The organism is Streptomyces sp. NRRL F-5122 (assembly GCF_001507435.1).
Taxonomy (GTDB): domain Bacteria; phylum Actinomycetota; class Actinomycetes; order Streptomycetales; family Streptomycetaceae; genus Streptomyces; species Streptomyces lannensis.
Map to the genome: position 1 here is coordinate 1 of NZ_LMWH01000066.1, position 1577 is coordinate 1577.

3 protein-coding genes and 1 pseudogene are annotated in these 1577 nt (G+C 69.9%); 2 read left to right on the forward strand and 2 right to left on the reverse strand.

What is annotated here, in order from left to right:
* Both ADL25_RS09870 and ADL25_RS09875 read left to right on the forward strand, forming a co-directional pair.
* Positions 1-280: pseudogene (locus ADL25_RS09870) on the forward strand (hypothetical protein); the annotation flags it as partial.
* A complete protein-coding gene (locus ADL25_RS09875; protein ID WP_059127288.1) occupies positions 277-588 on the forward strand; it encodes a hypothetical protein in 312 nt (103 codons plus the stop codon). The pseudogene ADL25_RS09870 and the gene ADL25_RS09875, both read left to right, overlap by 4 nt.
* A gap of 63 nt (positions 589-651) precedes the next feature.
* Here the strand turns inward: ADL25_RS09875 and ADL25_RS09880 are convergent, their stop codons facing one another.
* Complete coding sequence (locus ADL25_RS09880; RefSeq protein ID WP_059127289.1) at positions 652-972, reverse strand: hypothetical protein; 321 nt, start codon at positions 970-972, stop codon at positions 652-654.
* Between the two features lie 200 nt (positions 973-1172).
* Positions 1173-1523: a hypothetical protein gene (locus tag ADL25_RS09885; RefSeq protein WP_234380796.1), complete on the reverse strand. Its 351-nt coding sequence runs from the start codon at positions 1521-1523 to the stop codon at positions 1173-1175.
* Between the last annotated feature and the right edge of the window lie 54 nt (positions 1524-1577).

The window sequence follows — 1577 nt, forward strand, 5'->3', positions numbered from 1 at the left end:
GACCCGCGACCGCACCCACCTGAGCCGGCTTCGGGAGTACCTGAACGACGAATCCGTCGCTCCCATGGTCATCCGCCGTCTGGTCCAGCGGCATCCCGACAACGCCGATGCCGTCTTCCGTGCCCTGCTGCGCAAGCCCGCGTTCGCCTGGGAACGGGACGGAGAGGAACTGCTGCGCCGCCGCAAGGCGAAACACTTCGCCCACGAGCCCCTGCCCAGCGTCACCACGGTCGGCAACCGCCTCGCCGAACTCCTGCGCACGCAAGGGAAAAAGCGGTGATCAGGCTGTCCAGCACCGAACTCGACGCCCTGGTCGCGGAGGCGATCGTCGACGCCTACGGCGAGGACGAACAATGCGCCGCCTTCCAGACGGTCATCGAGGATTGCCTGGCCCTGCCGTTCTCCACCGTCGTGCTCGGCGTCACCGTGACCGTCACAGCCACCCAGGACCGGCCCGGCAGCGGCATCACCGCCCTGTGCAGACACGGCCGGCACACTCAGGCGATCGGCGTCCTGGACCTGCCGCCACCCGACCCCACGCCTGAGGGATGGGCCTGGGTGGAGGCCTACCGGCACTGGGAATCCTGAACCGGCCGCGCCAGGGCCCACCGTGACCGGGACATGGGCCTACAGCGCGAGGGCCACCTTCGTCTACGGAACGTTCACCGGAGGCACCAGTGGTACGGCGGCGGCGTTCGGCACCGCCTGCCGCAGTGCCTTCACCGCGGCGACGGAGGCGATGTCCCCGGTGAAGCCGACGGCGGCCAGCCGGGAGCGGACCCAACGGGCGCGCAGCACGCTCTCGGTGGCGGAGGCGGTGGAGTCCACGAGCGCGGCGGCGCGTTCCAGGCCCGGGCGTTCCTCCGGCGAGGCCTCCGCCAGTGCCTGGCGTAGGGCCGCCGCGACCACGTCCGTGTCCCGGATGGCCAGCACGAAGGTGTTCTGCTTGCTCAGTCCCGTGATTCCCGTCATGAGGATCAGCCTGACGGCCATGTTCTGCGCACGCCAAGCGACTTGAGGACCCTCAGAGGTGCCGTTGTGAGCCTACAGCTCGCCGGGGCGCCCGTAGCGGTAGAAGAACGGGCCGTCTGGCCGGCCAGGGCGCGTGTGAGACCGGAACTGTCCTCCAGCAGCCGCGCTCCCGGATCGAGGTCGCCCACATACAGGGGGTCCTAGCCGGCGTCGCCGATGAGCCGGGCGGTGACGTCCTTCGCGTCCGGTTCAGCCGCGTACAGGTTGCTCGGCGTCAGGCGCTGTTCGCCGATCAGCTCGTAGGCGGATGCGAAGACCGTGTTGAACGCCTTCGCCGTCGGACCGCCGATGACGGACTTGACCTGATGGGCGAGCGACGGGACTGCACCGTCGCGTTCGGTGGAGGGGTTGGTCGTGTCGATGGTCACCTGGCCGTTCAGCCCGGTGACACCGCGCAGCGCCTCACCGATGAGGTGACCGGGTACGTCGACGACGTCCGCGGCCGAGGCGTCGCCTCCGACCCGCCCTCGTCGGATGACCGTGATGTTCATGTCGGGTCTTCTCGACCTCCCTCGAACGAGTGGCGGGGGGGGGGGGGGGGGGGG